This window comes from Isoptericola sediminis, assembly GCF_013085345.1.
GTDB lineage: Bacteria > Actinomycetota > Actinomycetes > Actinomycetales > Cellulomonadaceae > Isoptericola > Isoptericola sediminis.
This window is the reverse complement of sequence record NZ_JABFAJ010000015.1, coordinates 97,482-123,986: the sequence shown is the minus strand read 5'-3', so window position 1 is coordinate 123,986 and position 26,505 is coordinate 97,482. Positions and strand designations below refer to the sequence as shown.

Here is a 26,505-nt window from a genome sequence, read left to right as displayed (position 1 = left end):
GATCAGTCGACCTGGTCCTGGTCCGCGACCGGCCCGACCGGGGAGTCGTCCGGCTCGCCCTCGTCGTCCAGCACCGGCACGACGATCTCCGGCGGCACGGGCACACCGCCCGGGGTGCCGACGCGCTCGTCGCGGACCCGCTGCACCAGCCGGCGCACCCGGTCCGCCTCGCCGTCGGGGTCGAGGAACACGGCCGCCGACCACACCTGCGTGACGGTCCAGCCGAGGCGTTCCAGCCGCTGCGCGAGCTGCCGGTCACGCAGCCGCACCGACGGCTCGGCCACGTAGTCCTCGTCGTCGGTGAGCACGGCGACCAGCAGCTCGCCGGGCAGGTCCGGGTGCCCGACCACCAGGGGGACGTGGTCGCCGTCGACGGTGCCGTAGTCGGTCTCGACGAGGTACCCGAGCCGCCACAGGCGCTCACCCAGGTCCGTGACCAGCCGGTCCGGGACGCGGCCCACGTCGACGCCGTTGCCCAGCTCGACCTGGTCGGCGACGCCCGAACGCCGCTCGGCCGTCTCCAGCACCTCGCGCAGCAGCCGCGGACCGGCACCGCGCAACCGGTCGGGGTCCAGGGCCGCGGCGTCGAAGCAGCTCACCACGTGCAGGCGACGCCGTGTGGCGCCGAGCGCGCCGAGCAGCATGGCCGCGCCGCCGTCCTCCCCGAGCACGCCGAACCGGTGCAGCACCCGGCCGTGCGGCGTCCGGCCGAAGCCGACCGACAGCAGGATGGTGTCGCGGGACAGCCCGGCGACCCCCGTGATGTCGGCGACGACCACGGGCTCGGGGCGCCGGCCGGAGAAGAACGGGGCGAGGGCGGGGTTCGCGCGCACCTCGGCGAGCAGGGCCTCGCGGATCCGGTCGGCGTGGGCCGCCGTGATCGTGACGATGCCGAGGGTCTCCTCCGGCCGCGTCATCGCGTGCTCGATGGACGCCTCGATGACCCGGTCCACCTCGGCCCGGGTGCTCTGCACCGAGCCGCTGGTCTGGTCGGGCATCCCGCTGCCGTCGACGAGGTCGAAGCGGATCAGCTCCTCGGACCGCGGGACCGGGGCGGGCCGCAGCAGGTCGTCGTACCCGTGAGCGGCCAGGAGGCGGGTCAGGGCCGGGTCGCGACGGTTCTCCCGCGCCTGCAGCGTCAGGGTCGGCAGCAGCTCGGACAGCTCGGCCACGCTCGTGCCCGAGGCCGACCGCGGGTCGCCGACGACGATCACCTGCCGGCCGCGCGCCAGCGCGGGCAGGACCACCTCGGTGGGCACGTGCTGGACGGCGTCGACGACCACGAGGTCCGCGGTGCGGTGCGCCGGCATCAGGTGCGGCACGAGCGTGGGCGTCGCGAGCACCACCGGCCGCAGCCGCCGCGCCAGGTCCCCGTACCGGTCCACCAGGTCGCGCAGCGAGGTCAGGCGTCCCCCGATGAGCTCGGCGAACAGGTCCTCGGCGCCCTGCCGGTCCGCACGCATCGCCGTGCCCAGGTGCGACCGGGTCGCCACCCGCACCGGCTGCGACAGCGCGGCCAGGTGGCGCGTGTCCAGGTCCCGGAAGCGCCGGGCCAGGGCGTCGAGCCCGGCACCGTCCTGCCCGGCCAGCACCGGGTCCTCGGCGAGGACCTGCTCGAACACGGTCGACCACCAGGCCAGGTCCAGCTCCGCGCAGACCCGGTCACCGGCCACGCGCCGCGTCGTCAGGTCGTCCACGAGCGCGCCGATCCCCGCCTCACGGGCGCGCCGCAGCAGCGCCGTGCGCTCCGGCAGCGTCTCGAGGGCCTTCGGGTCCCCCGCGAGCTGGTGCAGCCGCTGGGCCAGCGCGTCCAGGTCGAGGTCGAGCAGGCGCCCGCCCGCCGTCGTGGGGGCCAGCACCGGCTCGAGCTCGGTGAGGTCGATCCGCACCGCCTCGTAGGTGTCCTCGATGGTGGCCAGCCCCTCGGGCAGCGTCGGCCAACCACCGCGCGCCGAGTGCTCCGCCCACAGGTCGCGCTGCGCGGCGACCTCCTGCAGCGCGCCGTGCAGGTCGGTGACCCGCACCCCGGGGCGCACCATGTCGCGGGCGCGCTTGCGCAGCCGGCGACGGGTGAACCACCCCATCTCGATCCCCCGCTCCCGACGCCAGGCGCGCGGGGCGGTCGCCTGCACCAGGTCGGTGGCGGTGCGTTCGAACACCATCGGGTGGAAGACGTCCAGCGTGCTGCGCATCCCGGCGAGCATGCGGAGCTGCTCGCCCCAGGCACGGGTGGTGCGGGGCACCTCCAGACCGGTGACCTCGCCGGTGTAGGCGATCTGGCGCCGCAGCTGCGGCAGCGTCGCGTCCTTGAGGCGTCGCACCCGGGCCAGCGCGTCCCGCGCGGCGTCCATCGTCAGCAGGTCGGCCCCGAACCAGGGCGTGCCGGACGGGCGCAGCGTGAAGGCCCCCAGCGTCGCGGCGCGCTCCAGGTCGGCCGCGAGCCGGTGCCGTCGCTCGGTGTCCAGGGCCAGCGCCGTCGTCGGGTCCAGCCGGACGCGGGTCGACGGCGACGGCCGCTCCGAGGTGAGGCGCGCCAGCTCCTGCAGCGCGTCGTAGGCGGAGACGCCCCACGGCGAGCGCCGCGCGTGCAGGGCGTCGATGTAGCCGGTCAGCTGGGCCCGCGCCCCGATGAGGGCGTCGCGGACCTCGGCCGGCCCGGTCGTGTCCACGTCCTCCGGCTCGCTGGCCATCGCCGCGAGCAGCCGCCGGGCCATGTCGTCGCGCCAGGTCGGCCGGGGGGTGACGTCGAGCGAGAGGCCGCCCAGGCCGAGCTCGTCGAGCCGTTGGGCCAGGCTGTCCGCCGCGCGGCGGTGCCCCGTGACGTACAGCACCGACCGGCCGGCGGCGGCCGCCTCCGCCACCACGGCGGCGACGGTCCCGGCGACGTCGGCGCCCACCGGGGCGTCGACGAAGAGGTGGTGACCGGTCGCGGCCGCCTCGACCACCTGCCGCTGGTCCGGGTCCAGGTCGCCCACGCCCCGCTCCCGCGCCGGGTCGGGGTCCGTGCGCCGGGGCTCCGGCAGCTCGACGCCGGCGACGCGCTCGCGCGCCGGCTCGGCACCGGCGAGCGCGGCGACCAGCTCGTGACGGCCCAGCGCCGGCGCGAGCTCGTCGAGGTCGTCCACCAGCGCCTGGGCGGGGTGCACGAACGTGCCGGCCAGCACGCGGTGCTCCCAGCTGAAGTCGTCGAGGTGCTCGGCGGCGATGTCGGCGAGCCGTTCCAGCACGTCGTCGGGGTCGAAACCGGCCGCCGTGAAGGTCGCGCCGGCGAGCCCGGCCGCGTCCAGCCGGGCACCGCGTGCCCGCAGCGTGCGGACCAGCTGGGGGTTGACCTCGACCGTCGGCTCGAGCGTGAGCTCGTAGTCGGTCTCGCCCTCGCCGCGTGGGGCGAGCAGGACCGGGCGCAGCAGCACCGGGGCGTGCACGGTCCGGGTGCCGCCGGCGCCGTCCTCGCCGGACGGCACGCCTCGCGCCTCGGGCTCGCGTGCGGCGACGCTGACCACGGGGATGGATGTCGTGACGGCCTCGGGCGGGGAGGAGGCGCTCGCGGCGGAGGCGGCGCTGGTGCCCGACGCCGCCACCTCGGCGAGCGCCGTCAGCTTCCCGCGGCGCTCGGCGGTGGGCTCGCCGTCGGCGTCGACGGTCTCGGTCCACGTGGCCACGCCGATCGCGAGGTAGGTGGGGGCCATGCCGTAGCGGGCGGCGTGCTCGGCCGACCGCACCATGACGGCCCGGGCCCGGCGTCGTGCCGTGGGGAAGGAGTCGCCCTCGCGGACCAGGTTCGACAAGCGGGTGGCCCGCCCGGCGAACAGCTGCGCGACGCCCGAGGGGTGCGCGGCGGACAGGTCGACGACGGCCTCACCGAGGAGCCCGACGTCGGCCACCCCGGCGCCGCCGGCGGTCTCGACGAGCCCGGCGCGCCACCGGCGCACGGCGTCGACGAGCGGGGTCGTGGTCGTCGGTCCCGTGGCGGAGGAGGCGCTGCGGGCGGTGGCGTCGTCGGAGGTGGCGTCGGTCCGCGACGACTCCGGCGCGGCGCCGTCGCCCGACCGGTCAGCCTGTCCCGTGGCGTCGTGCGGTCCGGCCGCGGGCTGGGCCCCGGTCGCGGCGGTGGATCGGCGCAACACTCTCACGCCAGCACGGTAGTCCGACCTCCGTCCCGGATCGTGGCGGGCACGCCGGGCCACCGGGGAATCACGAACGCCCCCTCGGTGGGGGGCCGAGGAGGCGCCGTCCGGCACGAGTCCGGATGAAGACAGCGCGCACCGCGCAGGGGGCGGGCGGTGCGCGCTGCCATCCGAGAGTTTGCCGGTGATGTCGCTAACACGTCAATACACGGTGCGCATCTCGAAACGATTCGCACGACCGTCCAGCAGGTAATGACGTGGCATCACGCCTGGTCGGAGGCCTACCATCGGTCAGTGCGAAAGATGCTCGAGGCGATCGTCCCTGCCCGGCTGGGACGCAGCTTTCGCTGGCTCGTGTCGGCGAGCTGGACCAGCAACATCGGCGACGGCATCGCGCTGGCCGCCGGACCGCTGCTCGTCGCCTCCCAGACCGACTCGGCGTTCCTCGTGGCGCTCGCCGCGCTGCTGCAACGCCTGCCCTGGGTCGTGCTCGGCCTCTGGGCCGGGGCGCTCGCCGACCGGCTCGACCGGCGCCGGCTGGTCATCGTCTCGAACGTCCTGCGCACCGTCGTCGTGGCGGTGCTGTGCGCGTTCATCCTCACCGACCACGTCAACATCACCGTCGTGCTGGTGGCGATGCTGCTCATGGGCGTCGCGGAGGTGTTCGCCGACACCACGGCCCAGACGCTGCTGCCGATGCTCGTGGACTCGCGCGACCTCGGCACGGGCAACGCCCGCCTGCAGGCCGGGTTCCTCACCGGCAACCAGCTCGTCGGACCGCCCGTCGGCGCGGCCCTGTTCGCCGCGGGGCACGCCTGGCCGTTCGTCGTGCAGGTCGTCACCCTCGCCCTCGCGATCGTGCTGGTGAGCCGGGTCGTGCTGCCCGCCGTCCCGCCTCCGACGACATCCGGCACGCGCGGCGAGATCCGCGACGGGCTGCGCTGGCTGTGGAACCACCCGCCCGTGCGGACCCTCGCGCTGGTCATCTTCACCTTCAACCTCACCTGGGCCGCCCCCTGGGGCGTGCTGGTGCTCTACGCGCGCGACCAGGTGCAGATGGGGCCGGTGGGCTACGGCCTGCTCATCACGTCCTCCGCCGTCGGCGGGGTCGTCGCCACCGTGCTGTACGGCCGCCTGGAGCGGCGGTTCACGCTGGCCACCCTCATGAAGGTCTGCCTGTCGGCCGAGGTCGCCTTCCACCTCGTCCTGGCGCTCACCACGACCGGCTGGGTCGCCATGCTCGCGCTGTTCGCGTTCGGGCTCTACACGTTCGTGTGGGGCACCGTGTCGAACACCGTGCGCCAGCGGGCCGTGCCCACCGCGTACCAGGGCCGCGTCGGGTCGGTGTACCTGCTGGGGCTGTTCGGCGGGATCGTCGTCGGCAACTTCCTCGGCGGGCTGCTCGCCGAGTGGTGGGGCATCACGGCCCCGTTCTGGTTCGCGTTCGTCGGCGCCGGGCTGACGCTGGCGCTCGTGTGGCGCCAGCTCGCGCACATCGCGCACACCGAGGCCCCCTGACCCCCGTATTGCTGTGGGCATGAAATCTGCGGACCTGAACGGGTTCAGGTCCGCAGATTTCATGCCCACAGCGGTGGGGCGGTGGCGGGCCGGCAGCCGGGCGGCCTACTCCCCCGTCGATCCGTCGACCAGCTCCCGCGCGACGTCGAGGTGCCCGGTGTGCCGCGCGTACTCCTGCAGCACGTGGAAGCAGATCCACAGCAGAGTCGGCGGGTCCTCGGCGAAGCGGCCGCCGACGGCGGCACGCTCGGCCAGGTCGTGCTCGGCCAGCACGGCCCGGGTGCGCTCACCCCCGACGTGCAGGTTGTCGAGCAGCGCGGCCACGGTGACGCCGTCGGGCACCTGCCAGGGACCCTCGGGGTCACCGCCCGAGTCGCCCCACGGGTCGTCGACCTGCTCACCGAGGAAGCCCCAGACGAACCAGCGGCGCTCCATGTGCACCAGGTGGATCAGCAGCTCGGCGGGCGTCCACCCGGACGGCAGCACGCTGGTGGTGAGCTGGGCGCCCGTGAGGCCGTCGAGCTTCCGTGCGACGGCGGCTCGGTAGTAGTCGAGATAGGTCACGAACTGGGCGGCCGGGTCGGTGGAGTCGAGGCGGGGTTCGGCGGCGGAGACAGGCATACGGGCAGGGTACGGCGGCTGCACGACACCGGACTTGCAGCATGCCTGCGGTCGGCAGAGCACCGCCCTTCTCGGGCGTCCGAAGGTCAGGCAGACGCCCGAGCCTCGGTTCCCACGTCCTCCGGGTCCGTTTCGCCGCCGCGGAGGCGGCGGCCAGAGCGTTCCCGTCGGTGGGCGTTGATGACCGGGCCCTCTGCTGGAAGGTCCCGGGCCCAGACGTCTGCACCGTGGTGCAGCTCGGCCCAGGCGGCGAGGTTGGCCGCGGCGTTGAGGTCGCGGTCCAGGGACAGCCCGCACGCGCGGCAGTCGAACCGGCGCACGGCCACCCCACCCAGGCCCTGCACCGACCGGCAGGCCGAGCAGGTCTGGGACGAGCGGTACCACCGGTCGGCCCGGACCAGCTCCCCACCGCGCCACGCCTGTTTGTAGGCGATCTGCCGGGTGAGCTGGTACCAGCCGACGTCGTGGATCGACTCGGCCAGGGTGGGGTTGCGCGCGAGCATGCCCCGCACGTCGAGATGCTCGAGGACGAGCCGGTCGTGGGTCTTGACCAGCCGGTTCGAGATCAGGTGCGCGTGGTGACGGCGCCGACGCGCCGTCCAGGCGTAGTAGCGGGCGAGCCGGGCGACGGCCCGCCGGCGACGCCGGGACCCGCGCTGCTTGCGGGTGACGGCGCGATGCAGTGCTCGACGGCGGCGCGCTGTGGAGCGCAGCAGCCGCGGCCAGGCGTCGATGCGGTCCACCTCGGTGCCGTCGCTGCGGGCAGCGACCGCCAGGGACGTCAGTCCGAGGTCGACGCCGACCCACCGGGAGTCCGCCTCCGCCGCGTCGGCTCCCCGGTCTGGATGCTGCCGGGCCGGGTGCAGGTCCGCCGCCTCGACGTTGAGGGACACCCACCATCGACCCTGACCGCGCGAGACGGTGGCGAAGAGGATCCGCACCCGGTCCTTCGCGAGCATGCGCCGCAGGCGACGCGTGTCCTCGCGGACCCGCAGCGTCCCGACGCCGGGCAGGCGGACCGAACGCGGCGTGGTCTCCCCGACCCGGATCGCCGGCCTTCCACGTCGCGGGAACTGGTTGCGGACCCGGAAGGAATGCCGAGCCGTGGCCTTCTTCCGGAAGCCCGGGTGCCCGACCTTTCGGCCCGCGCGTTCGCCCCGCCGGGAGGCCGACCATGCGGCCAGTCCCCGGCCCAGGTCGACGGCGGCCTCCTCGAAGACCTGCTGGTAGACCTCCCGTCGCCACACGAGGCCCGTGTCGGTGACCTGCGTGGTCCCGACCGGGGCGACGCTGAACACGCGCCCCGCCGCTGCGGACTTCTTCCACGCGTTGAACGTGGTGATGAGGTCGTAGCCGGTGCGGGGGACCGTGACGTCCTCGCCACGCTCCCGGGCGCGGCGGGCGTCGAACACGAACCGCAGGCACTGGTTGAACGCGAACCGCGACGCCCCGGCGTGCCGTTCGAGCACACCCCGCTGCTCGACCGTCGGGTCGAGGCTGAAGCGGAAGGTGGTGTGCCGGGTCATCGCTGGTCAGCCTGCCAGGAGGCACTGACATGGAGTCGAACAGGTGTGCGCCTGAGAGGATTCGAACCTCCGGCCTACCCTTTAGGAGAGGGTTGCTCTATCCACTGAGCTACAGGCGCTCGCCGCCGTGAGGCGACGCTCCACCGGAGACAGATCCCGGCGACGCCCACAGCCTAGCGTCCGAGCCCGCGCGAGCAGGAATCAGCCCCACGCCGCCGGGTCGGCCACGACCTCGCGCAGCACCTCCCGCGCCCCCCCGGTCAGCGCCGCGTGCTCGCCGGCCACCGCGGCCCGCACCACGACCGGCGCGAACGGCGCCGCCAGCACCCGGTCGGCCAGCCCTGCCTCGACCTCGGGGCGCAGCCAGTCCTCCAGCTCGGTGTACACACCGCCGAGCACGACGGTCGAAACCCCGGTGAGGTTCACGAAGTCGGCCAGGGCCGACCCGAGCGCCTGCCCGGCCCGGACGACGGCGGCGCGCGCCTGCTCGACAGCCGCACCGTCGTCGTCCCTCAGCAGCGCGACCAGCGAATCCAGCGGTGCGTCGGCTTCGAGCCCGGCAGCCCGCAGGATCGCCTCCTTGCCGGCGTACTGCTCCAGGCAGCCGTAGGCGCCGCAGGTGCAGCGCGGCCCGGCGGGGTCGACGACGACGTGCCCGATCTCGCCGTTCCACCCCCGTTCGGCGAGGAAGAGCGCTCCGTCGACGACGATCCCGCCACCGATGCCGACGTCGCCGGAGACGTAGAGGAACGACGGCGGCACATCGCCGGCGAGCTCGGCGAGCGCGGCGAGCTTGGCCTCGTTGGCGACGACGACGGGCAGCTCGCCGAGACCGAGGGGCGGCACCGGGTCGAGAGAGGACCAGCCGAGGTTCGGGGCGACCTCGAGCTCGCCGGTGCGGGCGTCGACGAGGCCGGGCAGCGCGAGCCGGGCGCCCGCCACCTGCATCCCGTCGGCCTGGACGCCCGCGACGACGTCCGACGCGAGGGCCCCGAGGCGGGCGAGGACGGCGGCGGGGTCGGAGTCGTGGAAGCTCCCGGTCCCGACCCGCTCGGCCACCACGTCCCCGGCGAGGTCGAGGACGCGCACGCCGAGGTAGTCGACGTTGACCTCGAGGCCGACCCCGACGACGGTGCGCCGCGCCGGGACCAGCGGCACGGCGGGGCGTCCGGCACGCTGCGCGGGGACGGGGGCGAGCTCGGTGACGAGGCGTGCCACGAGGAGCCGGTCGACGAGGGTGGAGACCGTGGCACGGGTCAGCCCGGTGGCGGTGGCGACGTCGGCGCGGGACGGGGGGACGGCGCCGGGCGACCGCGGAGCCGCCGCAGCGTCGTAGATGGCGCGGGCGACGAGTCGCAGGTTGCGTTCGCGCAGCGTGTGCTGGCGGGATGCACTCGCGTCGTCAGCGGCACCCGGACTACGCGTCGTCGGCTCGGTCACGTCTTGACTCTAGCCCAGCGACGGGTAATAGTTCATTCATAGAACAAACGCCGTGGCCGTCGTCGCCCGGCGACCGACTCGACGAGGAGAAACCCGTGAGCGACATCAAGTACTCCTTCGGCCTGTGGACCGTCGGCTGGCCCGCGAACGACCCGTTCGGCGCCGCGACCCGCCCCGACCTGGACCCGGCCGACTCCGTCCGCAAGCTGGCCGACCTCGGCGCCTGGGGCTTCACGTACCACGACAACGACGTGTTCCCCTTCGGCGCCTCGGAGTCCGAGCGCCAGGCCGGCATCGACGCCGTGAAGAAGGCCGCCCAGGAGTCGGGCCTCGTCTGCGAGATGGTCACCACCAACACGTTCAGCCACCCGGTCTTCAAGGACGGGGCGTTCACCTCGAACAACCGCGACGTGCGCCGCTTCGGCCTGAAGAAGGTGCTGCGCAGTGTCGACAACGCCGCCGAGATGGGCGCCTCGACGTTCGTCATGTGGGGCGGACGCGAGGGCACGGAGTACGACAACTCCAAGGACCTGCACGCCGCGCACGCCCGCTACGCCGAGGGCATCGACACCGTCGCCGCCTACATCAAGTCGAAGGGGTACGACCTGCGCATCGGCCTCGAGCCGAAGCCGAACGAGCCCCGCGGTGACATCTTCCTGCCGACCATCGGTCACGCCATCGCCCTGATCGACACCCTCGACAACGGCGACATCGTGGGTCTCAACCCCGAGACCGGGCACGAGCAGATGGCCGGCCTCAACTACACGCACGGCCTCGCGCTGGCGCTGTACTGCGGCAAGCTGTTCCACATCGACCTCAACGGCCAGCACGGCCCGAAGTACGACCAGGACCTGGTGTTCGGCCACGGCGACCTGCTCAACGCGTTCTTCACCGTAGACCTGCTGGAGAACGGGTTCCCGAACGGCGGGCCGCGCTACGAGGGCCCGCGCCACTTCGACTACAAGCCCTCGCGCACCGAGTACCTCGACGGCGTGTGGGAGTCGGCGAAGGCCAACATGGAGACCTACGACATGCTCGCCGCCAAGGCCGCCGCGTACCGGCAGGACCCGGCGGTCCAGGCCGCCTTCGAGCACGCCGGGATCTTCGACCTCGGGCAGTCCACCCTGGCCGAGGGCGAGTCCTTCGACGCCTTCCTGGCGGACGAGTCGGTCGACGCGCTCGACGTCGACGCCGCCGCCGAGCGTGACTACGGGCTGGTCAAGCTGCACCAGCTCGCGCTGAAGCACCTGATCGGCTGACACCCGCCCCTCGTTGTGGGCATGATTTCTACCGGCCGCCGCCCGCGCGGGCCTGCAGAAATCATGCCCACAACCGGGACCGAGCCCCCTCTGGAGCGAAGATGCCCCTCGTGGCCGGCGTGGACACCTCCACGCAGTCCTGCAAGATCGTCGTCCGTGACGCCGACACCGGCGCCCTCGTGCGCAGCGGCTCGGCGAAGCACCCCGACGGCACCGAGATCCATCCCGACCGTTGGTGGGACGCCTTCCACGAGGCGGCACGGGACGCCGGCGGCCTCGACGACGTCGCCGCGATCGCGGTCGGCGGTCAGCAGCACGGGCTGGTCGCCCTCGACGCCGAGGGTCGGGTGGTCCGCGAGGCCCTCCTCTGGAACGACACCCGCTCCGCCCCGGCCGCCGAGGACCTGATCACCGAGCTCGGCGACGGAGACCGCGCCACGGGCGCCCAGCGCTGGGCCGACGCCACGGGTTCCGTCCTCGTGGCGTCCCTGACGATCACGAAGCTGCGCTGGCTGCGGGATGCCGAACCCGAGAACGCCGCCCGGGTCGCCGCCGTCGCCCTCCCCCACGACTGGCTGAGCTGGCGCATCGCCGGCTACGGGCCCGCCGACGACTCTCCGCTCGGCCCGGACCTCGGCGCCCTGTTCACCGACCGCTCCGACGCTTCGGGCACCGGCTACTACGACGCCGAGGCGCCCGGGGACGACGACGGCATCACCGGTGCGTACCGCCGGGACCTGCTGCGTCTCGCGTTCGATCGCGACGACGTCGCGCTCCCCCGCATCCTCGCCCCGTCCGCGTCCGGCGGGATCGCCCACCCGAGCGTGGCCGGCGCCGACGTCGACGGCGGCGCGCTGCTCGGCCCGGGCACCGGCGACAACGCGGGCGCGGCGCTGGGCCTGGGGATGCAGCCCGGCGACATCGCGATCTCGCTGGGGACCTCCGGCGTCGTCTCCGCCGTCGCGCCGCAGCGCACCGCCGACGGGTCCGGGGCCATCAACGGGTTCGCCGACGCCACCGGCAACGCCCTGATGCTCGCCGTGACGCTCAACGCCGCCCGCGTGCTCGACGCCGCCCGCAGCGTCCTGGACGCCGGGTTCGACGAGCTCTCCGACCTCGCCCTGGCCGCCCCGGCCGGCGCCGACGGCCTGGTGCTCGTGCCCTACCTCGAGGGCGAGCGCACCCCCAACCGGCCCGACGCCACCGGCACCCTGCACGGCATCCGGCTGGCGACCTCCACCCGCGAGCACCTGGCGCGTGCCTACGTCGAAGGGATGCTCTGCGGGCTCGCCGACGGCTTGGACGCGCTGCGCGCCCAGGACGTGCCGGTCGAGCGGGTCCTGCTCATCGGCGGCGCGGCGCAGTCGCCGGCCGTGCAGACGGTCGCGACGCAGGTCTTCGGGCTCCCGATCTCCATCCCGGAGCCCGGCGAGTACGTCGCCGACGGCGCCGCCCGCCAGGCGGCCTGGGTGCTGGCGGCGGCAGCGTCACCGGGTGCTCAGTCGCCGGCGTGGTCGGCAGCCGTGGCCACCACGCTCGAGGCCGACCCACGGCCGGCGGTCCGTGCGCAGTACGCCGCGGTCCGCGACCTCGTCTGACCCTCGCTCCGACGCACGACTCCCACACACGATGTCGCCCGCGAGGTCGTACCTTCCGTCAGGCGGTCGTACCCCGCGGGTGCGACCCCGTGACGGAAGGTACGACTGCGCGGCGGCGGTAGGTGCAGATCCGGTACCGCAGCCCGTCCGTGCCCGACGACGCGACCCAGCCTTCGTCGTCGGCCCCGGTATCCGCGGGTTCGGCCACGAGCTCCCAGACGCCCGGGTCGACGTCGGGGGCGAAGGCGTCCCCCGCGACCTCCAGGTCGACCTCGGTGACCACCAGCCGGTCCGCGAGCGCCAGCGCGTCGGCGTACACCTGGGATCCGCCCATCACCCAGACCTCATCGCCGCCGGGTGCCGCGGCGGCCGCGGCGAGCGCCTCCTCGACCGACCCCGCCACCGTCAGGTCCGCGCGCCGCTCCGCCACCGCGAGCGCCACGACGTCCGCAGCGGCACCGCGGGTGACGACGACGTTCGTCCGCCGGGGCAGCGGCCGCACCCGGTCCGGCAGGGACTGCCAGGTGAGCCGTCCCATGACGACGGGGTGCCCCGACGTCGTGCGCTGGAAGTGTGCGAAGTCCTCGGTCACGTGCCACGGGATGCCGCCGTCGGCCCCGATGACGGGCCGCCCGGCGGCGTCGCGTGCCTGGGCCCAGATGAGTCCGATCACGTTCAGACCGCGACCGGGGCCTTGATGCCCGGGTGGTGCTGGTACCCGAGGACCTCGATGTCCTCGAAGGTGTAGTCGAAGATCGACTCGCGCGGTGCGAGTCGCAGCTCCGGGTACGGGTAGGGCTCGCGGGCGAGCTGGGTCCGCACCTGCTCGACGTGGTTGTCGTAGATGTGGCAGTCGCCGCCGGTCCAGACGAAGTCACCGACCTCGAGCCCGGTCTGCGCCGCGACCATGTGGGTCAGCAGCGCGTAGGAGGCGATGTTGAACGGGACCCCGAGGAACAGGTCGGCCGAGCGCTGGTAGAGCTGGCAGCTCAGCCGGCCGTCGGCGACGTAGAACTGGAACATCACGTGGCACGGCGGCAGGGCCATGTCCTCGATCTCGGCCGGGTTCCACGCGGTGACGACGTGCCGCCGGGAGTCGGGGTTGGTGCGGATCTGCTCGACCACCGCCGCGATCTGGTCGAGGTGGCGTCCGTCCGGGGTGGGCCACGAGCGCCACTGGACGCCGTAGACGGGGCCGAGCTCGCCGTCGTCGTCGGCCCACTCGTCCCAGATGGTCACGCCGCGCTCCTGCAGCCAGCGCACGTTCGAGTCGCCGCGCAGGAACCACAGCAGCTCGTAGGCGATCGACTTCAGGTGCACCCGCTTGGTCGTGATCAGCGGGAACCCGGCGGACAGGTCGTAGCGGAGCTGGCGCCCGAACACGCTGCGGGTCCCGGTCCCGGTGCGGTCACCCTTGGGGGTGCCGGTCGCGAGGACGTCACGCAGCAGGTCCTCGTACGGAGTAACGACGGCAGCGGGCGCGACGGCGGGCACAGCAGCGGTCATGGCGTCGAGTCTGACACGGGTTCGAAGTGCCGACCTCCCTGGGCCTACCGTACGGCCATGGCTCCGACACGACTTGCCACCACCGGCGGACTGGCCGGGCTGGTCTCGGTGCTGGTCGTGCTGCTGGTCATGGCCCGGATCGGCCGCCGGCTGGACGAGCCCGGGGTGTGGCTGATGATCGGCGTGGCCGCAGCCGTGGCGGTCCTGGGCGTGCTGGCCTGGTTCGGTTTCGTCGCGGCGCGGGTGCGCGGCCAGGTGCGCCACGTGGCGCGTCACCGCCCGGGAGCGCCGCTGGTGGTGGGACGCCCGACGACGGCACTGACGGCCGAGGCGCGGTCCCTGCGTGCGGGGACACGCGGCCTGCCGCCCGACTGCCCCGACCGGGAGCACGTCGTCTACGCGTTCCTGCCCGACCGGGTCGAGCTGTGGGTCCGCGGCGACGACGCCCCGCGCTGGTGGGTGACGCTGCCGGCCCCGGTGGCCACCGGCACCGTGCGGCCCGGCCGCCGTGAGCTGACCGCGCTGACCGTCCGCGACGCGGCGGCACGGCTGCAGCTCGTGCCGACGTCGCACGAGGAGCGGGCCTGGCCGACGGCGGCGCACCGGGAGGCCGCCGTCGCGCGGACCCAGCAGCTGCTCGCGCGCTGACATCGGCACCCCGCGAGAAGGTGCGAGGATCGACCCATGACCGATCAGACTGTTGAGGACGCCCCGGCCGCCGTCACCCCGTCGCCGACCGACCCGCTGTGGGTCGAGCGCACCGGCACCCGCACCTACCGCGGGTTCAGCGCACGCGGCGCGACCGTGGAGATCGGCCCGTCGTCCGAGGGAGCCGTCTTCACCCCCGGCGAGCTGCTGAAGATCGCCCTGGCCGCGTGCGCCGGGATGTCCAGCGACACGAAGTTCTCCCGCGTGCTCGGCGACGACTACGAGACCACCATCCGGGTCGAGAACGGCAAGGACATGGAGGACGACCGCTACCCGGTGCTGAGCGAGATCTTCGAGATCGACCTGTCCGGCCTCGACGAGAAGACGCGCGCCAAGACGCTGCTGCTCGCCCAGCGCTCCATCGACCGGGCCTGCACCGTGGGCCGCACGCTCAAGGCCGGCGCCGAGGTGCCGCCCGCCGAGTTCCTCCCGCCCCAGGACTGAGCCGAGGAGCCATGCACCCGCACCGCGTCGAGGTCTCGCGCGTCGTCCCCGTGCCGGCGAACGTCGCGTTCGCCTGGGTCGCCGACCCGCGCACCCACCCCCGGTTCATCCCGCTGACGCACCTCTCCCCCGAACCGACGGCCCCGCTGGGTCCTGGCGACACGTTCACGATGGTGAGCGGTCCGGGGATCCGACGCGGACTACCGGGGTTCCCGGACCGCATGACCATCACCGCCGAGCAGCGGCCGTCCACGCGGGCCGGGACCATCGGACGCAGCGCGGTGCGCAAGGAGGGTCCGTACCTGCGGGGTGTGGCCGGTTTCGACGTCGTCCCCGTGGACCTGGACCGCACCCGGATCGTCTGGTGGGAGGAGGCGTACCTGGCGGGACCCTGGCCGCGCCGCGCCAACGAGGTGCTGGTGGGACTGATCCTGCGCGGCATGATGCACGCGTCGCTCTACCGTCTGAGTCGCCTTCTGCAGCGACGTCGGTAAAGTCGCGGAGATGACCACGCCGCACGACGCACAGCCCCCGCAGGAGCTGGAGTCCTGGACCCGGTACCGGCCGACGCCGGTGCTGGACGCGCTGCTGACCAAGGCCGTCACCATCCCCTCGGCAGCGATCCACCGGCACGTCGACTCCGTGCGCCGCCGCAACCCCCAGGCGGACCCTGCCGAAGTCATCCGGATCCTGGAGAAGGAGTACCTGACGCTCGTCGCGACGGCGGGCGGTGCCGTCGGCGCGGTGGCGGCCGCCCCCGCGGTCGGCACGAGCGCGGCCGCCGTGCTGACGACCAGCGACATCGCGACGTTCTTCGCGTCCTCGGCCGTCTTCTCCCTGGGTGTGGCAAGCGTGCACGGCATCGCGATCGAGGACGTCGCCCGCCGGCGCGCCCTGCTGCTGGCCACCGTGCTCGGCGAGGCCGGCGCCCGTGACGTCGAGAAGGCCGCGGCCGGGTCCCAGATGGCCTGGGGCAAGGTGCTCCTGACCTCGATGCCGCAGTCCACCCTGAAGCGGGTCAACCGCGTGCTCACCCACCGGTTCCTGCGCCGCCAGCTCGCCAAGCAGGGCACGCTGGCCCTGGGCCGGATGATCCCGTTCGGCGTCGGCGCCGTCGTCGGCTTCGCCGGCGGCCGTGCCCTGGGGCACGGCGTCGTCGCGCAGTCCCGCAGCGCGTTCGGCGTCCCGCCCGGCCGGTTCCCCCCGGTGATCGAGCAGCCCCCGGCCGACCTGATCGAGGGCCCGACGGCTCCGTCAGGTAGGCGTCGCCGCAGTTTTCGGCGCCGGAATGTGGCCGTTCCCGACGACGACCGCGGCACCACCGGCGCGTAGGCTCTGAGGCGTGAGTACCTCACCAGCCGACCATGCCGCCGTCGACCCCGCGATCGCCGCACGCCTGCCGGAGCTGCGCGAGCAGTACGCCGCCCTCCAGGCCCGGGACCTGTCCCTGGACCTGACGCGGGGCAAGCCGTCCGCCGAACAGCTCGACCTGTCCGAGCCGCTGCTGGCGCTGCCCGGCGAGGGACGCCACACCTCCGCCGCCGGCACCGACGTGCGCAACTACGGCGGCCTCGACGGCCTGCCGGAGCTGCGCGAGATCTTCGCCGAGCTGCTCGGAGTGCCTGTCGACCAGCTGCTCGCCCAGGACAACGCGTCGCTGCGCCTCATGTACGACTCCGTCGTGCAGGCGATGCTGTTCGGCGTCCCGGGCGGCGAGGGTCCGTGGTCGCAGCAGGGCGAGATCACGTTCGTGTGCCCGGTGCCCGGCTACGACCGCCACTTCGCGATCTGCGAGGAGCTCGGCATCCGCATGGTGACGGTGCCGATGACGCCGGAGGGCCCGGACGTCGACGCCGTCGCCGAGCTCGTCGCGCACGACCCGTCCGTCAAGGGCATGTGGGCGGTGCCGACGTACGCCAACCCCGACGGTTCGGTGATCACCGAGGACGTCGCCCGCCGCCTGGTGTCGATGCCGACCGCCGCGCCCGACTTCCGCATCTTCTGGGACAACGCCTACGCGGTGCACCACCTGACCGAGCACGAGACGCCGACGGCGGACGCGATCGGCCTGGCCGCCGAGGCCGGCGACCCGGACCGCGTGCTGATGTTCGCCTCGACCTCCAAGGTCACGTTCGCCGGGGCCGGGGTGTCGTTCTTTGCCTCGTCGCCGGCCAACGTGGCCTGGTTCAAGCAGCACCTGGCGTTCCGCTCGATCGGCCCGGACAAGGTCAACCAGCTCCGCCACGCGGCGTTCTTCGGGGACGCCGACGGCGTGCGGGCGCACATGGCGAAGCACCGCGAGATCCTCGCGCCGAAGTTCCGTGCCGTCGTCGAGATCCTCACCGACCGTCTCGGAGACACGGGCGTGGCGACCTGGACGGAGCCGGCCGGCGGCTACTTCGTCTCCGTGGACGTCGTGCCGGGCACGGCGTCGCGGGTGGTGCAGCTCGCGCAGGAGGCCGGGATCAAGCTGACCCCGGCCGGCGCGACCTTCCCGTACGGCGAGGACCCGCGGAACGCGAACATCCGTCTCGCCCCGTCGATGCCGCCGCTGGAGGAGGTCCGCGTCGCCATGGACGGCGTCGCGACCTGCATGCTGCTGGCCGCCGCGGAGGCCGCCTCCGCCTGACCCGCACCCTCGCTGTGGGCATGAGATCTGCGGTTCGTCCTCGCGGACGACCGCAGATCTCATGCCCACAAGCGTGTGCAGGGTCGTGAGGCGTCCGTCACAGCACGGAACCTCCCCGGCTCCTCACCGCGGGCGGCACAGCCGCCGACCTAGGCTGCGGGTGAACGCCCGCGGCCGACGCCGGAACCGCAGCAACGCACGGCAGGTCAGCCGACGGGTGGCGCGGGTTCCGCCGTCCCTTCGCACCCAGGAGGCGCCCGTGACCGCGACCAGCCCTCCCCCGACCGACGAGCGCCCGGCCCGCACCGAGGGCCCGGAGAAGCCGGCCGAGTCCACGGCCACGAAGCTCTCGATCACCCAGATCGTGGCCAGCGCGCTCGCCGCCGTCAGCACCACCGTGATGCTCTCCTTCTTCGGCATCGCCGGCACGATCATCGGTGCCGGCGTCGCCAGCGTCCTGACGGTGGTCGCCAACTTCCTCTACACGCGCTCCATCGAGCGCACGCACGCCCAGCTCAAGCCGGTCATGGGCCAGATGGCGCGGACCCGGCCGGGGACGCGCGCGGTCAGCGCCGTGTCCACCGCGGCCGGGACCGTCGTCACCGGGCCCGCCGACGACGGCACCCCTGCGGACGGGACCGGGCCGACCGCCGGCACCGGGCCGATCGCCACGGCGCTGCCCGCCGAGGGGACCGACACGGCCGACCCGCACGACGCCGCCCGACCGGCCGACGAGGCCCCCGCCGCGGGCACGCCTCGCAACGCGTGGCTCCGGCTGATCGAGCGCCACGGCACGGTCCGGGTCCTCGCCGCCTCGGCCGGGGTCCTGTTCGTCGTCGTCATGGGGGTCGTCCTCGTCACCGAGCTCGTCCTCGGCAAGCCCCTGTCGGCCGCCGTCCAGGGCGTCGAGGGGTCCGGGACGAGCCTGAGCCGCACGGTGGACCGGGACGCCGCCGAGACCATCGGCTCGGGCAACAGGATCACGGACGACGAGGAGTCCGGACCGGCCTCCCGCACGGGGGACTCCGGCCCGGAGGACGCCACGACGACGGACGGTTCCACGGACGGCTCGGCCACGGAGACCGAGGACGGCTCGACCGCCACGCAGACGCCGAGCCCCGGAACGACCGAGCCGGTCGAGCCGACCGACCCGGCGGAACCCACCGACCCTGTCGAGCCGACGGATCCGGTCGAGCCGACCGACCCGGCGGAACCCACCGACCCCGCGACGCCCGGCGACGGCGGGACCTCACCCGGCACCGAGCCCGGGACCGACGTCGGGTCGAGCACTGACGGCTCCGGCGCGGACGGCGCCACGGGCTGACCGACGGCGACCGGGCGGGCCGACGGTCCACCCGGCCCGGACGACGAACGGCCCGGGGCGTCCAGAAGAGCTGGACACCCCGGGCCGTTCGTGCACGTCACCCGGGTGGTGCGCTGCGCGGAGCTCAGCCGCCGAGGACGGCCTTGAGGAACTCCTTGGTCCGGTCGTGCGTCGGGTTGGTGAACATCGTCTCGGGGTCGGCCTCCTCGACGATCTGCCCCTTGTCGAACATCAGCACGCGGTCCGACACCTCGCGGGCGAACTGCATCTCGTGCGTCACCAGCAGCATCGTGATGTCCGTGGTCTCCGCGATCTCGCGGAGCACGTCGAGGACGTCGGCCACGATCTCCGGGTCGAGCGCCGAGGTGACCTCGTCGAGCAGCAGGATCTCCGGGTCCATCGCCAGCGCGCGGGCGATCGCCACGCGCTGCTGCTGACCGCCCGACAGCTCGTTGGTGTTGAAGTCCCGCTTCTCGGACATGCCGACCTTCTCGAGCAGCCGTTCGGCGTCGGCGACGGCCTCGGCCTTGGACTTGCCGAGCACGTGGATCGGCGACTCGATGATGTTCCCGAGCACCGTCATGTTCGGGAACAGGTTGAACTGCTGGAAGACCATCCCGACCCGGTTGCGCACCACGCGACGACGCTTCTCCGGCACGGCGACCCACTTGTCACCCTTGTACTCGTGGGTGTACGGGTCACCGTCGATGAGGATCAGGCCGCCGCTGAGCTCCTCGAGGGTCATCAGCAGGCGCAGGATCGTCGTCTTGCCCGACCCTGACGGGCCGATCAGCGTGATGCGCTGACCCTGCGGGACCGAGAAGTTCAGCCCGTCGAGCACGACGTTGTCGCCGAAACGCTTCACGACGTCCCGGAACTCGATGGCGGGCACGTCGCCCGAGGTGTTGGTCATGGTCTGGCTCTCTGCGGAGTTGGTCGGGTCAGGCAAGGCGGATCTCCATCCTGCGCACGAGCAGCGAGGTCGGGTAGCTCACCGCGAGGAAGAGCAGACCGACCATCGTCAGCGCCTCGATGTACGAGAACGTGTTGGCACCGTAGTCCTGCCCCGCCTTGTACATCTCGTTGACGGAGATGGCGAAGAGGAACGGCGTCTCCTTGAACATAGAGATCGCGTAGTTGCCCAGACCGGGCAGGGTGTTGCGGATCGCCTGCGGCAGGATGACGGCACGCCAGGTGCGTCCCTTGGCCATGTTCAGGGCCGTGGCGGCTTCCCACTGGCCCTTCGGCACGGCCTCGATGCCGGCGCGGTACACCTCGGACATGTACGTCGCGTAGTGCACGCCGAGCACGACGAAGCCGACCACGTAGCCGGGCACCCAGGTCAGCAGCAGGTAGACGAACACGAGCTGCACGAGCAGAGGCGTCATGCGGATGAAGTCCACGAGGAACTTCAACGGGGCCGTCACCCACCGGCTCGGTGTGCGCATCGCCAGCGCGATGAAGAGACCCAGGATCGAGGCGATGAGCATGCCGAGCACGGTGATCTGGATCGTGACCGAGAGCCCTTCCAGCAGGAGGGGGAGAACCTCCCAGGCGCGGTCCCAGTCCCAGATGCTGTCGTTCATCGGGCACCCCCCGTCGGCTCAGGGACCTTCGGGGTGTACAGGCCCCGGGGCTTGAGCCCGAGCGTCTCGCGGAGGCTCGGTCGGGTACCCCGGCCGAGCCGACGCTTGGCACGCTCCTCCAGGATGTTCATCCCCCAGGTCAGCAGGTACGCGATGATGAAGTAGACGATCAGACCGGCCGTGTAGCTGAAGAACGTGTCGGCCGTGGCGCGGCGCAGCTCGACGGTCCAGAAGTTCACGTCCTGGAGCGTGATGTAGTACGCCAGCGCCGAGCCCTTGACCAGCTGGATCAGCAGGTTCGCCAGCATCGGGATCATGAGGGCCCACGCCTGCGGGAAGATGACGCGGCGCACCTTGTGGAACCACGTCATGTTCAGCGCGGTGGCGGCCTCCCACTGGCCCGGCGGGACGGACGCGATCGAGCCGCGCACGACCTCGGAGGCGTAGGCGCCGTAGTTGAGGCCGAGGGCCACGACGGCCACGGCGAGCGCCTCCATCTTGAAGCCGAACACCGGCAGCACGTAGAAGAGCCAGAAAAGCTGGACCACCAGCGACGTGCCGCGGAAGAACTCGACGACGACGCGGGACGGCCCGCGCACCCAGAGGGACCGGGTGCGCGAGCCGAACCCGAGCAGCACGGCGATGACGATGGCGAGGAGAGCCCCGCCCAGTGTCATCTGCAACGTGACAAGAACTGCGTCTCCGAGAAGTGGGAGCCTCTCGACGAGTTCCTGGATGTCATCGCCCATGCGTTCAGTAGTCCATGCCCAGCTCGTCGGCGAGGTCCGACAGGTCCTGCTCCGGGTCGCAGAGCTGCTCGGCGGTCAGGCCGGACGGCGGGAACTCCGTCTCGCTGAAGCCGAAGGGCTCCATGACCTCGAGCCAGGCGGCCTCGTCCTCCAGGTAGGTGGAGAGGCCGTCGTTGTACGCGGCAAGGAGCTCGGTGTCGTCCTGGCGGAAGACCTCCGCACCGGCACCGATCTGCGGCTCACCGTTGATCGTCGCGACGAACGCCTCGGTGGCCTCGACGGGCTGGTCGGTCTCCTCGGCGAGGGCACGCAGGGAGATGCCGGTCAGCGCGTAGGCGTCGGCACGACCGGACACGACGGCGTCCAGGCCGGCCTGGCGGTCCGGGACCTCCATGGCGTCGACGTCGGTCTCGCTGGCGTAGCCGGCCTCGATGGCACCCGACGTCACCGCGAGCTTGAGGCCGCTGCCCTCGACGGACTGCCAGTCGGTCAGTCCCTCCGGGTTGCCCTCGGGCACGAGGAAGGCCGTGGTGTACATGATCGTCGGCTCGGCGAACGCCACCTGCTCGCAGCGCTCGGGAAGGATCGACATGCCGGCGCTGACGGCGTCGAAACGGTCGGCGTTGACGCCCGGGATGAGGGCGCCCCACTCGACCTGGGTGCCGGTGACCTCGTCGATGCCGAGCTCGCCGTAGATGGCACGGCCCAGCTCGATGGTGGCACCGGTGAGCTCGCCGTCCTCCTCGTAGCTGTAGGGCACCTCGCCGAAGAACCCGACGTTGATGGAGCCGGCCTCCTGCAGGTCGGCGAGCGTGGACATCGACTCGCCGTCGCCGCTGTCACCGCCGCTGTCGCCGCTGTCCGAGCCGTCGTCGACGCTCGAGCACGCAGCGAGGGCGGTCAGAGCGAGAGCAGAGCCGGCCGCGGCCAGAGCCCGGCGGCGATGCGTGGTCCTGATGGACTGCACGGGAGTCTCCTTCCGTCGCCCCGGACGCGTGACGCTGCGGGGCTGGATGTGTGGACAATTCGTTACGGTAGCCGCGTTCTGAACGATCCGACAATGGGCGTGTCGTTGCGTCTGATTGTCCTACAATCGCAGAATCGGCGTGATCACGCCGCTCGGCACGGCGGAAGTCACCCGGCGATACCTGCTGGCAACATCCACGGCCCCGGATCGTTGTCGTGTCGTGACCTCGGAAGGAGCTCCATGCCCCCGTCACCGCCCCCGTCACACCGTCCCGCACCCGGTGCCGCACCGACCCTCTCGCGCGTCACCCGGCCGTCCACGGTCGACCTCATCACCGTCGAGCTGCGCAACGCGATCTACACCGGCGCGCTGCGGGTGGGGTCGCCGATCCGGGAGGTCGAGGTGGCCCGGCAGCTCGGTGTCAGCAGGGGCCCGTTCCGCGAGGCGGCGCAACGGCTGGTGTCGGAGGGTCTCGTCGTCGCCACGCCGGGGCGCGGCCTGTCGGTGCGGCAGATCGACCGCGACCAGGTCCGCCCGCTCTACGCGGCGCGCGCGACGGTGGAGACCTCGGCGGCCCGGATCGCCGTCGACCAGGCCACCGACCAGCAGATCGCCATCGTGCGCACGGCGCACGAGGAGCTGGCCCGCGCCGACGCGACCCACGACGCGCTGCGCGTCGGCGCCGCGGACCTCAACCTGCACTGGCAGCTGGTGGCGGCGAGCGGCAACGCCTGGTTGATGGGGTGGATGAGCACCCTCATCGTCGAGGTGCGCATCGCCAGCTTCACCGTCAGCGAGGAGTACGTCGTGCGCAAGGACGCGGCCGAGGCGCACTCACCGCTCGTGGAGCGGCTCGAGGCCCGTGACGCCGACGGGCTGGAGGCAGCGATCCGGGCGAACCTGGACGACGCCGTGATGCGGCTCCTCGCCCCGGAGTCCGTCGGCGCGGAGACCCTCGAGGACCCCAGCCCGCTGCCGCCGCCGCACCTGGACCCCCTGCACCTGTGACCGGCCGGGCCGGCGGCACCTAGCCCGCGGCGTGCGCCCGCCGCTGCCGCTCGAACGCGTCCGCCGGCCAGGACGTCAGGCCGCCGACGACGACGGCGCTCGGCAGACCCGCCGCGTCACGCAGCACCTGGATCGGCTCGCCCACGGGGCCGAAACCGGCGTGCGGCTCCGGCCGCAGCAGGTCTCCGTCGACCGTGAGCCGCTCGGCACCGTCCAACGGGTCCGCACGTCGCGGGTCGATCGCCCACACCCGGTCGCCCAGCCGGGCGAGGTCGGTCATCCCCCACAGGTTCGCGAACCGGCCGGTCCACCGGTCCAACGGGTGCGCGGCGGAGACGTCGTCCGGGGCGTCGCCCCCGGCATCCGGGTTCTTCCCGTGCTCGGGGTCCGTCCCGTCCAGCGCCGCACCGACCAGCCCGAGCATGCCCAGCGCGAGCACGTCGGCCGGGCCGTCGATCGCGTTCGTCAGCACCGCGACGGCGATCCGCTCCTCCGGGTCGAACCAGGTCCGCGTGATCTGCCCCGGGAAGCCACCCGAGTGCCCGACCAGCCGCCGTCCGTCCACCACGCGGCTCTCGAAGCCCAGGCCGTAGCCGCGCCGGGCGCTGTGCGGACGGTCGATCACCGACTCGTCCCGCTGCAGCAGCCGGCGGGTCTCGGGGCGGACCAGCGTCGCCCCGCCCGCGTGCGCGTCGGCCCAGCGCACCAGGTCGCGTGCCGTGGAGCAGAAGCCGGTGGCCGCGGCCAGCGCTCCCGTCGTCACCGCAGCGACCGGCAGCCGGCCGTCCGCGAACGCCGTGGCCAGGCCCGGGGCGGCGAGAGCGCGGGCGCTGTGGCCGACGACGGCGCGGCGGGCGACGTCGTCGTCCAGCTCGGGTGAGGTGTCGGCCAGGCCCAGGGGCTCGAGCAGGTCCGCCCGGACGTGGTCCGCGTACGACGCGCCGGTGACCTCCTCGATCACCATGCCGAGCAGGCCGTAGGCGAGGTTCGAGTACTTGAAGTGCTCGCCGCGGCCGTACACCTGGCCGTGGTTCAGGACCTCGTCGAGCAGGGTCGCGCGGTCCGGGAACGGGGTGGCGAGCTGCCAGTAGTCGGCGTCGCGACCGTCGCGCAGCATCCCGCCGGTGTGCCCGAGGGCCTCACGGACCGTCACCTGCCCGACGTCGGTACCGCCGAGCTCGGCGACGTGCCGGGACAGCGGGTCGTCCATCCGCAGCCGGCCGGCGTCGACGAGCCGGGCGACGGCGGTGGCGGTGAACGTCTTCGAGTGCGAGGCGACCCGGAAGACGTGGTCGGTCCGCAGCGGTGTGCCGGAGGTGAGGTCGGTGACGCCCCACGCACCGTCGAGCACGAGCTCGCCGTCGACGCTCACCGCGTACTGCACGCCCGGCAGCCGGGCCAGTCCCGCCTGCGTGGCGACCCAGTCGGCCAGGTAGGCGACGTTCAGGCGGTCGGCGGTCGCGCCGACGCGCGCCCGGGGCGAGGTGCGGGAGATCATGCCGAAACCCTAGCGACCCCGGGATCCGGTGTCGGCCGGCGATGAATCCTCTGTCGGTCCCTCGTCCTACGTTCTAGATTGACGTCAGGACCATCGAGGAGACCCCATGACCGCATCGCCTCAGCTCGCCGTCGAGGCCGCCGGACTCGTCCGGCACTTCACCTCCGGCAAGAAGACCACCAAGGCGGTCGACGGGGTCGACCTGTCCATCCCGACCGGCAGCGTGTACGGCCTGCTCGGACCCAACGGGGCGGGCAAGACGACGGTCGTCCGCATGCTCGCCACCCTGCTGCGGCCGGACGCGGGCACCGCGAAGGTCCTCGGGCACGACGTCGTCGCCGAGGCCGACGCGGTCCGGGCCGCGGTCGGGCTGACCGGCCAGTACGCGTCCGTGGACGAGGACCTCACCGGCACCGAGAACCTGCTGATGCTGGCCAGGCTGTACGGGTTCCGGGGCCCGGCGGCGCGACGCCGGGTCGACGACCTGCTCGCCGCTTTCGGTCTGACCGACGCCGGAGGGCGCCAGGTCAAGACCTACTCCGGGGGCATGCGGCGCCGGATCGACCTCGCGGCGTCGCTCGTGCTGTCACCCCGCGTGCTGTTCCTCGACGAGCCCACGACGGGCCTGGACCCGCGGTCGCGCAACCAGGTGTGGGACATCGTGCGGGTGCTCGTGGAGGACGGCGCGACGGTTCTGCTGACCACCCAGTACCTCGAGGAGGCCGACCAGCTCGCGGACCGCATCGGGGTCATCGACCACGGCCGGCTCATCGCCGAGGGCACGTCCAGCGAGCTCAAGCACTCCGTCGGCCAGGGGGCGGTCGCCCTGCGCCTGGCCGACGCCTCCCGGCGCGCCGAGGCGGCCGGGATCGTGCACCGGGTGCTCGGCACGGAGCCGACGTTGCCCACCGACCCCTACGCCCTCACGGCCCGGGTGCCCGACGACGGCACCCACCACGTCGCGCACGTCCTGCCGGCGCTCGGTGAGGCCGGGATCGAGGTGCCGGAGTTCTCCCTCGGGCAGCCCAGCCTGGACGAGGTGTTCCTGACGCTGACCGGCCGGCCCCTGCCGGAGGACGACCAGGGTTCCGACGAACCCGCGATGGAGCAGGAGATGTCCCGATGACCGCGACCGAGCTGAGCACCACGACGCTGCGGGAGGCCGTCGCGCTGGAGGAGCGACCGGCGCGACCCTCCGCGGTCTCGACCTCCCTGACCTTCGGGTGGCGCGCCCTGCTGAAGATCAAGCACGTGCCGGAGCAGCTCTTCGACGTGCTCGTCTCCCCGGTGATCTTCACGCTGATGTTCACGTACCTGTTCGGCGGGGCGCTGGCCGGGTCCACGGACGCCTACATCCAGTTCCTGCTGCCGGGGATCCTGGTGCAGACGATCATCATCGTCACCGTGTACACCGGCTACACCCTGAACACCGACATCACCAAGGGGGTCTTCGACCGGTTCCGGTCCCTGCCGATCTGGCGGCCCGCCCCGATCGTCGGGGCGCTGCTCGGGGACCAGGTGCGATACACGATCGCGTCGATCATGTGCATCGGACTCGGGCTGCTCATCGGGTTCCGGCCGGCCGGCGGCGTCCTGGGCGTGGTCGCGGGCGTCGCGCTGCTGCTCGTCTTCGCGTTCGCGCTGAGCTGGATCTTCACCATCCTGGGCCTGCTGCTGCGCACCCCGAACGCCGTGATGGGCGTGTCGATGATGGTGCTGATGCCGCTGACGTTCGCCTCGAACATCTTCGTCGACCCCTCGACGATGCCGTCGGGCCTGCAGGCGTTCGTGGACGTCAACCCGGTCTCCCACCTGGTGACGGCGATCCGCGGCCTCATGGCCGGCGTCCCCGTGACCGGCGACATCGTGACGGTGCTCGTCTCGGCCGTGGTGATGACGGCGATCTTCGCGCCGATCACGATGTACCTGTACCGCAACCGCCGCTGACCCCTGCCAGCTGTGGGCATGAAATCTGCAGGCCTGCCGGGGGTGACGGC

Annotated in this window: 23 protein-coding genes and 1 tRNA gene; 12 read left to right on the top strand and 12 right to left on the bottom strand. The window is 72.9% G+C overall.

What is annotated here, in order from left to right:
* Window positions 1-2: 2 nt before the first annotated feature.
* Window positions 3-4,133, bottom strand: coding sequence for a hypothetical protein (locus HLI28_RS08630; protein ID WP_343035736.1), 4,131 nt, complete (start codon window positions 4,131-4,133; stop codon window positions 3-5).
* 297 nt (window positions 4,134-4,430) lie between these two features.
* Between HLI28_RS08630 and HLI28_RS08625 the strand changes: the two genes are divergently transcribed.
* On the top strand, window positions 4,431-5,645 hold the full coding sequence (locus tag HLI28_RS08625; RefSeq protein ID WP_246246580.1) for an MFS transporter: 1,215 nt from the start codon (window positions 4,431-4,433) through the stop codon (window positions 5,643-5,645).
* A 105-nt stretch (window positions 5,646-5,750) separates the two neighbouring features.
* On the opposite strand, the gene HLI28_RS08620 is transcribed toward HLI28_RS08625, so the two are convergent.
* The 4 genes from HLI28_RS08620 to HLI28_RS08605 all read right to left on the bottom strand — a co-directional run bounded on the left by HLI28_RS08620 (window position 5,751) and on the right by HLI28_RS08605 (window position 9,232).
* Window positions 5,751-6,266: a DinB family protein gene (locus tag HLI28_RS08620; RefSeq protein ID WP_171247108.1), complete on the bottom strand. Its 516-nt coding sequence runs from the start codon at window positions 6,264-6,266 to the stop codon at window positions 5,751-5,753.
* Window positions 6,267-6,352: 86 nt separating this feature from the next.
* A complete protein-coding gene (locus tag HLI28_RS08615) occupies window positions 6,353-7,792 on the bottom strand; it encodes an RNA-guided endonuclease InsQ/TnpB family protein (RefSeq protein WP_171247107.1) in 1,440 nt (479 codons plus the stop codon).
* Between the two features lie 46 nt (window positions 7,793-7,838).
* A tRNA-Arg gene (locus tag HLI28_RS08610) sits at window positions 7,839-7,911 on the bottom strand.
* Between the two features lie 82 nt (window positions 7,912-7,993).
* Window positions 7,994-9,232 (bottom strand): ROK family protein, encoded by a 1,239-nt coding sequence (locus tag HLI28_RS08605; protein ID WP_171247106.1) that lies wholly within the window; start codon window positions 9,230-9,232, stop codon window positions 7,994-7,996.
* Between the two features lie 95 nt (window positions 9,233-9,327).
* On the opposite strand from HLI28_RS08605, the gene xylA reads away from it, so the two are divergent.
* Together xylA and HLI28_RS08595 are read left to right on the top strand one after the other, a co-directional pair.
* On the top strand, window positions 9,328-10,491 hold the full coding sequence (xylA, locus tag HLI28_RS08600) for a xylose isomerase (protein ID WP_171247105.1): 1,164 nt from the start codon (window positions 9,328-9,330) through the stop codon (window positions 10,489-10,491).
* Between the two features lie 101 nt (window positions 10,492-10,592).
* Complete coding sequence (locus HLI28_RS08595) at window positions 10,593-12,089, top strand: xylulokinase (RefSeq protein WP_171247104.1); 1,497 nt, start codon at window positions 10,593-10,595, stop codon at window positions 12,087-12,089.
* A gap of 58 nt (window positions 12,090-12,147) precedes the next feature.
* Here the strand turns inward: HLI28_RS08595 and HLI28_RS08590 are convergent, their stop codons facing one another.
* Window positions 12,148-12,762: a dihydrofolate reductase gene (locus HLI28_RS08590; RefSeq protein WP_171247103.1), complete on the bottom strand. Its 615-nt coding sequence runs from the start codon at window positions 12,760-12,762 to the stop codon at window positions 12,148-12,150.
* A gap of 2 nt (window positions 12,763-12,764) precedes the next feature.
* The gene (locus HLI28_RS08585; RefSeq protein ID WP_171247102.1) at window positions 12,765-13,595 is read right to left on the bottom strand and encodes a thymidylate synthase; all 831 of its coding nucleotides are present in this window, start codon (window positions 13,593-13,595) and stop codon (window positions 12,765-12,767) included.
* Window positions 13,596-13,652: 57 nt separating this feature from the next.
* On the opposite strand from HLI28_RS08585, the gene HLI28_RS08580 reads away from it, so the two are divergent.
* The 6 genes from HLI28_RS08580 (at window position 13,653) to HLI28_RS15765 (ending at window position 18,700) form a co-directional block, all read left to right on the top strand.
* On the top strand, window positions 13,653-14,243 hold the full coding sequence (locus HLI28_RS08580; RefSeq protein ID WP_171247101.1) for a hypothetical protein: 591 nt from the start codon (window positions 13,653-13,655) through the stop codon (window positions 14,241-14,243).
* A 36-nt stretch (window positions 14,244-14,279) separates the two neighbouring features.
* Window positions 14,280-14,747: an OsmC family protein gene (locus HLI28_RS08575; protein WP_171247100.1), complete on the top strand. Its 468-nt coding sequence runs from the start codon at window positions 14,280-14,282 to the stop codon at window positions 14,745-14,747.
* Between the two features lie 11 nt (window positions 14,748-14,758).
* Window positions 14,759-15,241 carry an SRPBCC family protein gene (locus HLI28_RS08570; RefSeq protein ID WP_171247099.1) on the top strand — a complete coding sequence of 161 codons (483 nt, stop codon included), beginning with the start codon at window positions 14,759-14,761 and terminating at the stop codon, window positions 15,239-15,241.
* 10 nt (window positions 15,242-15,251) lie between these two features.
* Complete coding sequence (locus HLI28_RS08565; protein WP_246246553.1) at window positions 15,252-16,079, top strand: hypothetical protein; 828 nt, start codon at window positions 15,252-15,254, stop codon at window positions 16,077-16,079.
* A gap of 10 nt (window positions 16,080-16,089) precedes the next feature.
* The gene (locus tag HLI28_RS08560; protein WP_171247098.1) at window positions 16,090-17,376 is read left to right on the top strand and encodes an aspartate aminotransferase type Ic; all 1,287 of its coding nucleotides are present in this window, start codon (window positions 16,090-16,092) and stop codon (window positions 17,374-17,376) included.
* 259 nt (window positions 17,377-17,635) lie between these two features.
* Window positions 17,636-18,700 carry a hypothetical protein gene (locus HLI28_RS15765; RefSeq protein WP_171247097.1) on the top strand — a complete coding sequence of 355 codons (1,065 nt, stop codon included), beginning with the start codon at window positions 17,636-17,638 and terminating at the stop codon, window positions 18,698-18,700.
* A 124-nt stretch (window positions 18,701-18,824) separates the two neighbouring features.
* Here the strand turns inward: HLI28_RS15765 and HLI28_RS08550 are convergent, their stop codons facing one another.
* Genes HLI28_RS08550 through ehuB form a run of 4 tightly spaced genes read right to left on the bottom strand, consistent with a single transcriptional unit; the run spans window position 18,825 to window position 22,002 of the window.
* Entirely contained in the window at window positions 18,825-19,613 is a 789-nt protein-coding gene (locus HLI28_RS08550; protein ID WP_171247096.1) for an amino acid ABC transporter ATP-binding protein, read from the bottom strand.
* Between the two features lie 28 nt (window positions 19,614-19,641).
* The gene (ehuD, locus tag HLI28_RS08545; RefSeq protein WP_171247095.1) at window positions 19,642-20,286 is read right to left on the bottom strand and encodes an ectoine/hydroxyectoine ABC transporter permease subunit EhuD; all 645 of its coding nucleotides are present in this window, start codon (window positions 20,284-20,286) and stop codon (window positions 19,642-19,644) included.
* Entirely contained in the window at window positions 20,283-21,035 is a 753-nt protein-coding gene (gene ehuC / locus HLI28_RS08540) for an ectoine/hydroxyectoine ABC transporter permease subunit EhuC (protein WP_171247094.1), read from the bottom strand. The genes ehuD and ehuC overlap by 4 nt, the downstream gene beginning before the upstream one ends.
* Before the next feature lie 4 nt (window positions 21,036-21,039).
* Window positions 21,040-22,002, bottom strand: a complete 963-nt coding sequence (gene ehuB / locus HLI28_RS08535; RefSeq protein WP_304603193.1) for an ectoine/hydroxyectoine ABC transporter substrate-binding protein EhuB — start codon at window positions 22,000-22,002, stop codon at window positions 21,040-21,042.
* A gap of 240 nt (window positions 22,003-22,242) precedes the next feature.
* Between ehuB and HLI28_RS08530 the strand changes: the two genes are divergently transcribed.
* Window positions 22,243-23,010: a GntR family transcriptional regulator gene (locus HLI28_RS08530; RefSeq protein ID WP_171247093.1), complete on the top strand. Its 768-nt coding sequence runs from the start codon at window positions 22,243-22,245 to the stop codon at window positions 23,008-23,010.
* Between the two features lie 19 nt (window positions 23,011-23,029).
* Here HLI28_RS08530 and HLI28_RS08525 read toward each other — a convergent pair whose 3' ends face one another.
* Window positions 23,030-24,508 (bottom strand): serine hydrolase domain-containing protein, encoded by a 1,479-nt coding sequence (locus tag HLI28_RS08525; protein ID WP_171247092.1) that lies wholly within the window; start codon window positions 24,506-24,508, stop codon window positions 23,030-23,032.
* A gap of 106 nt (window positions 24,509-24,614) precedes the next feature.
* On the opposite strand from HLI28_RS08525, the gene HLI28_RS08520 reads away from it, so the two are divergent.
* Both HLI28_RS08520 and HLI28_RS08515 read left to right on the top strand, forming a co-directional pair.
* The gene (locus tag HLI28_RS08520) at window positions 24,615-25,634 is read left to right on the top strand and encodes an ATP-binding cassette domain-containing protein (RefSeq protein WP_171247091.1); all 1,020 of its coding nucleotides are present in this window, start codon (window positions 24,615-24,617) and stop codon (window positions 25,632-25,634) included.
* Window positions 25,631-26,455 carry an ABC transporter permease gene (locus HLI28_RS08515; RefSeq protein ID WP_171247090.1) on the top strand — a complete coding sequence of 275 codons (825 nt, stop codon included), beginning with the start codon at window positions 25,631-25,633 and terminating at the stop codon, window positions 26,453-26,455. The genes HLI28_RS08520 and HLI28_RS08515 overlap by 4 nt, the downstream gene beginning before the upstream one ends.
* Window positions 26,456-26,505: the final 50 nt, after the last annotated feature.

Excerpts from the sequence above, each read along its gene's own strand:
- HLI28_RS08625 (WP_246246580.1), top strand. The coding sequence starts at position 4,431 with ATGCTCGAGGCGATCGTCCCTGCCCGGCTGGGACGCAGCTTTCGCTGG.
- HLI28_RS08620 (WP_171247108.1), bottom strand. The coding sequence starts at position 6,266 with ATGCCTGTCTCCGCCGCCGAACCCCGCCTCGACTCCACCGACCCGGCC.
- HLI28_RS08615 (WP_171247107.1), bottom strand. The coding sequence starts at position 7,792 with ATGACCCGGCACACCACCTTCCGCTTCAGCCTCGACCCGACGGTCGAG.
- HLI28_RS08595 (WP_171247104.1), top strand. The coding sequence starts at position 10,593 with ATGCCCCTCGTGGCCGGCGTGGACACCTCCACGCAGTCCTGCAAGATC.
- HLI28_RS08585 (WP_171247102.1), bottom strand. The coding sequence starts at position 13,595 with ATGACCGCTGCTGTGCCCGCCGTCGCGCCCGCTGCCGTCGTTACTCCG.
- HLI28_RS08580 (WP_171247101.1), top strand. The coding sequence starts at position 13,653 with ATGGCTCCGACACGACTTGCCACCACCGGCGGACTGGCCGGGCTGGTC.
- HLI28_RS08575 (WP_171247100.1), top strand. The coding sequence starts at position 14,280 with ATGACCGATCAGACTGTTGAGGACGCCCCGGCCGCCGTCACCCCGTCG.
- HLI28_RS08570 (WP_171247099.1), top strand. The coding sequence starts at position 14,759 with ATGCACCCGCACCGCGTCGAGGTCTCGCGCGTCGTCCCCGTGCCGGCG.
- HLI28_RS08565 (WP_246246553.1), top strand. The coding sequence starts at position 15,252 with ATGACCACGCCGCACGACGCACAGCCCCCGCAGGAGCTGGAGTCCTGG.
- HLI28_RS08550 (WP_171247096.1), bottom strand. The coding sequence starts at position 19,613 with ATGACCAACACCTCGGGCGACGTGCCCGCCATCGAGTTCCGGGACGTC.
- ehuD (WP_171247095.1), bottom strand. The coding sequence starts at position 20,286 with ATGAACGACAGCATCTGGGACTGGGACCGCGCCTGGGAGGTTCTCCCC.
- ehuC (WP_171247094.1), bottom strand. The coding sequence starts at position 21,035 with ATGGGCGATGACATCCAGGAACTCGTCGAGAGGCTCCCACTTCTCGGA.
- HLI28_RS08530 (WP_171247093.1), top strand. The coding sequence starts at position 22,243 with ATGCCCCCGTCACCGCCCCCGTCACACCGTCCCGCACCCGGTGCCGCA.
- HLI28_RS08525 (WP_171247092.1), bottom strand. The coding sequence starts at position 24,508 with ATGATCTCCCGCACCTCGCCCCGGGCGCGCGTCGGCGCGACCGCCGAC.
- HLI28_RS08520 (WP_171247091.1), top strand. The coding sequence starts at position 24,615 with ATGACCGCATCGCCTCAGCTCGCCGTCGAGGCCGCCGGACTCGTCCGG.
- HLI28_RS08515 (WP_171247090.1), top strand. The coding sequence starts at position 25,631 with ATGACCGCGACCGAGCTGAGCACCACGACGCTGCGGGAGGCCGTCGCG.